The organism is Streptomyces longisporoflavus (genome assembly GCF_014649775.1).
GTDB classification, from domain to species: domain Bacteria; phylum Actinomycetota; class Actinomycetes; order Streptomycetales; family Streptomycetaceae; genus Streptomyces; species Streptomyces longisporoflavus.
On the sequence record NZ_BMTR01000087.1, the window covers coordinates 1 to 4,265 of the forward strand.

General features: G+C 67.3%; 1 protein-coding gene and 3 pseudogenes. 1 reads left to right on the forward strand and 3 read right to left on the reverse strand.

Annotated elements, in window-relative coordinates:
• The 3 genes and pseudogenes from IE226_RS44755 to IE226_RS43390 form a co-directional block, all read right to left on the reverse strand.
• Positions 1–842 (reverse strand): annotated as a pseudogene (locus IE226_RS44755) (IS3 family transposase); the annotation flags it as partial.
• 13 nt (positions 843–855) lie between these two features.
• Entirely contained in the window at positions 856–1,818 is a 963-nt protein-coding gene (locus IE226_RS43385; protein WP_190087053.1) for an IS110 family RNA-guided transposase, read from the reverse strand.
• Between the two features lie 361 nt (positions 1,819–2,179).
• A pseudogene (locus tag IE226_RS43390) lies at positions 2,180–3,715 on the reverse strand (ISL3 family transposase).
• Between the two features lie 94 nt (positions 3,716–3,809).
• Here IE226_RS43390 and IE226_RS43395 point away from each other — a divergent pair.
• Positions 3,810–4,097 (forward strand): annotated as a pseudogene (locus IE226_RS43395) (IS256 family transposase); the annotation flags it as partial.
• Positions 4,098–4,265: the final 168 nt, after the last annotated feature.

Below are 4,265 nucleotides of genomic sequence, written 5' to 3' on the forward strand. Positions count from 1 at the left end.
CAGGGCGTCGGTCACGAGATCCGCGCGCATGTGGTCGGCGATCGCCCAGCCGGCCAGACGGCGCGAGGCGAGGTCGATGACGGTCGCCAGGTAGCAGAACTTCCCGCCGTCGATGGGCAGGTAAGTGATGTCGCCGACGTACTTCGTGTTCGGCCTGCCCGCGGTGAAGTCGCGGCGGATCAGGTCCGGAGCCTTGGCTGCAGTTGGATCGGGGACGGTGGTGCGGTGCCGGCGGCGCAGCCGGAGCCCTTCGATCCCGGACTCCCGCATGATCCTGGCGACCCGCTTGTGGTTGACCGCCTCACCGTCCGTCTCGCGGAGCTCGGCGGTGATCCTCGGCGCTCCGTAGGTGCCGTCCGACTCCTGGTGCACCGCCCGTATCCGGACGGCCAGTTGTGCCTCGGCCGCCCGCCGGGCGGCCCGGTCGGCGGCTGTCCGGCGCCAGTAGTAGAAGCTCGAGCGGCTGACGCCAAGGACGCTGCAGAGCCGCTTCACGCCGTAGCGGCGCTGCAGGTCGGCGACGCACTGGAAGCGGTTCACCAGCGCGTCTCCCCGGCGAAATATTTCGCCGCCTTCCGCAGGATCTCGCGTTCCTCCTCCAGCTCGCGGACCTTCTTCCGCAAGGCCGCGTTCTCCGCCTCCAGCGGTTCCGGCGGCTGGGCCGCCTCCGGCGTCCGGCGTCCGCGCGGACGGCTTGCTCCGGCAGCCCTCACCCAGTTCCGCAGGGTCTCCGGATTGATCCCCAGATCGGCGGCGACCGACCTGATCGTCGCCTCGGGCCGCGACTCGTAGAGCGCGACCGCGTCCGCCTTGAACTCCGGCGGGTAGTTCTTCATGACCACGAGATGTCCGTTCTCAGATCTTCAGGATCCAGTGTCTCGTGTGTTCAACATCAGGGGTCAAGGCCCTGGCGTTGCCGGGACGGATGCGGCCGCTCTTGCTCACACCGGCGGACTCGTTCTGGCCCGGGCAGACGCCGATCCAGGAGGCCAAGTGGTGGGCGGAGGCGAACTGGGTCATATCGCCACCGGTCTCGGCGATGACGATTTCGGCGCCGAGTCGGCCGATGCCCGGGACAGTCTGCAGGACTTCCATATCCCGCTCATGGTCGGCAAGGAGTTGGGCGATGCGGGTATCGAAGGTGGCGATGAGGTCCTTCCAGCGGTCGATCTCGTCGAGGTAGTGGCGGACCATGAAGGCGTGGTGGCCGGTGAACTCGCCGTCCAGGGCGTCGATAAGGGCGGGAATCTTATTGCGGGCTCTGCCGTGGGTGAGGTCGGCAAGGCGGGCCGGATCGCGTTCGCCACGGATGAGAGCTTCCAGGATGGCCCGGCCGCTGGCGCCGGTAATGTCGCTGAGGACGGCGGAGAGTTTCATGCCCGTGTCCTCGAGCTCCTTCTCCAGCCGCTGGGCTTCCCATCCCGCTGCCCGCCCCAGTTCGGTGCGGCGGCGGGTGAGATCACGCAGTTCGCGGATGTCCCGGCCGGGGACGAAGGAGGCCATCACCATGCCAGAAGCGCCGGCGCGGGCAAGGAAGGCCGCGTCGCTCGGGTCGGTCTTGCGGCCGCGGATGCCCTTGAGATGGGCGGGGTTCACCAGCATCAGGTTCAGATGCGGCTGCAGCAGGTAGTAGACGCCGCGCCAGTAGTCCGAGGTCGCCTCCATGACGACCACCTCGACTCGATGCCCGAGCAGCCAGCCCATCAGGCGCCGCAGCTCGGCGGTAGTGGTACCGAATCGCAATGTCTCCAGCGACCAGCTGCCGGCCCGTTTCGTGGAGGGAACGCGGACACAGGCCAGCAGGAAACGCTTGCCCAAGTCCACTCCCGCGGACCGCAGATGGATCACCTCGTCCTGCACATCCTGGAGCCGGGGCATCGTGGTCTCCTCCCGCATGGTGCGTGCGTGCTCGGAGGGTGTCCCGGAGGAGCCAAGGGAAATGGTGGAATCTGACACGCGTGCTCCGACACCGGTCAACCGATGCCCCGGCAACAATCCGTGGTCCCCTGGTCGGCCCCCATCGCCATCCTGTAAAACGAGCTCGCTCGCATCGCAGGCCCATCGGCTGACCGGGACACCCACCCCGATTTTCCCGTACTCGAGGTGATCAGCGCAGCGATCTCGCCCACCTGTAAAACTAACGGCCCTGTCTCACATTCGGTGGTGACGGAGCGTGCCGCTATCCGAGGAGGATGCGGTGCCGAAGCAGGGTGAAGCCTGCTCGTCCGTGCATCTGGCGTGCGATCCGTTTGGTCTTGGTGTTGACGCCCTCGGTAGGGCCGTTGCTGTACGGAAGCGTGAGCCCGGCGATCACGGCGTCGACGTCCCGGTCCAGGCCCCGGGTGAAGGCATGTAGATGGGGCAGGTCGGCTGCTCGGACTTGGGCGATCCAGCGCGTGAGCGAGTCGGCGTTGTCGGCGTGCGGCGTAAGGAGTGGGGCGAAGTCCCTGATACCGGCGGCCAGTTGGGTCATCTCGGGGCAGGCGGTGGTGAGCTTGGCCAGGAGCTCGTGTTGCTCGGCCTTGAGGTTGTCGGGCCTGGTCAGCAGCATCCGGGCGAGCCTGCGCGGGGAGATATGGCTGCGGTCGGCGTCCGCGCGGCCCTGGTTGATGTACTTGTGCAGGAGGTTCAGGCAGCCCGTGAAGCCGAGGGCTTTGATCTCTTCGAAGAGGTGCTTGATGGGGATGCCGGGGTCATCGGCTCGGCGTTTGCGCAGGTGCTCGCGGTAGGGGCCGACGAGGCTGGCTCGGTACTTGGGGACGCGGAGCATGCGCTCGGGCCGATCGGCTCGCGCGTAGCGTTTGACGGTGTTCAGGGCCAGCTGGAGACGGCGGGCGCACTCGAGCAAGCCGACGCCCTGGTCGAGCAGGTCGTGGATCTAGTTCCAGCGTTCCAGGGTGGTCTGGGCGCGGGGCCCGTCGTAGATGGGCGCGTCCAGCACGGTGGCCCAGCAGGCGCTGTGCGCCTTGACCTCGCTCAGAGCGGCTTCGCACAGGTTATGCCACACATGCCACCGGTCCGTGACCTGCACCGCGTCAGGCAGGGCGCGCCGGATCGCCTCAGCATAGGTCGCCGAGCCGTCACGGCACACGATCTCGATCCCCGGATGCTCGCGCAGCCACGCCTCCAGGGTGTCGGCCGTGCGGCCGGGCAGCACGTCGATCCGCTCATGAGTCTCGGCATCGATGATCACGGTGGCGTAGCGGTGCCGCCGGCGCAGAGCGAAGTCGTCGACGCCGATCACACGGGGCACCCGCCCGGTGGGCAACGGAATCCGCAGCAGGGCGCGCAGGGCCGTGTGACGCGACAGGCTCACCGCCAATATCGCCAGCAGACGCGCCCCGGCCCGGCCCGCTAACTCCGCGACCACGGCTTTGACTTGCCTGGTCAGGCGGGCCGTACGCCGCTGCTACCGGTCCAGCACTCCGGGCACCTGTTCGCGGAAGGTGTGGCGGCAGTCGCGCGTGGGACACACCAGACGCCGCACTCGCACACGGACCACCACCCGTCGTTCATCGACCGGCACGTCCGCGACTGTCCGCCAGTGATGGCCGTGCACGCGTTCCGACGGGGCCTCGCACACCGGGCAGACCGCAGTGTCCCGCGGAGTCCGTGCCCGCACCACGATCCGCTCACCTTCGTCGAACACATCCTCGACGACCAGCGGGGAAAGACCCGAAAACACCGTCTGCACAAGCTCGTTGACATCCTTCACGCGAATGTCAACGACCCTCACGACTCTCCGTCACCACCGAATGTGAGACAGGGCCAAACTAACGGTGTAACTCCTGATCATGGAGGATGCACTGATGACCAGTAACAACACCCCTGGGGACGCGAGTTCAGAGGTGGCAGTCCCGCCGTCGGTGAAGGCGGTGGATGACCAGCTGATCGAGGAGTTGGTGGGCCGCGCCCAGGCCGAAGGACTCCAGCTGGCGGGCGAAGGAGGTCTCCTGCAGCAGCTGACGAAGCGGCTTCTGGAGTCGGCTCTGGAGGGCGAGGTCACCGATCACCTGGGTTATGACCGGCACGATCCGGCGGGCAAGGAGGGGGCGGGTGCTGGTCCGGGGCATACCCGAAGGACGGTCGAGCGCGACTACCGGTTGCCGATCTACGTGTGGCTTCACCGTACGGTGAATAGCGCAGACACCTCAGCGTCCTAGTTCGTCAAGCGGCGGCGATTGGGGTGGGGTATGCGGTCTGCTCGCCCGCCTGGAGGCAGTGGTAAAGCTGGCCGAGCATGCGGTTGAAGAGGTTGCGCTGAG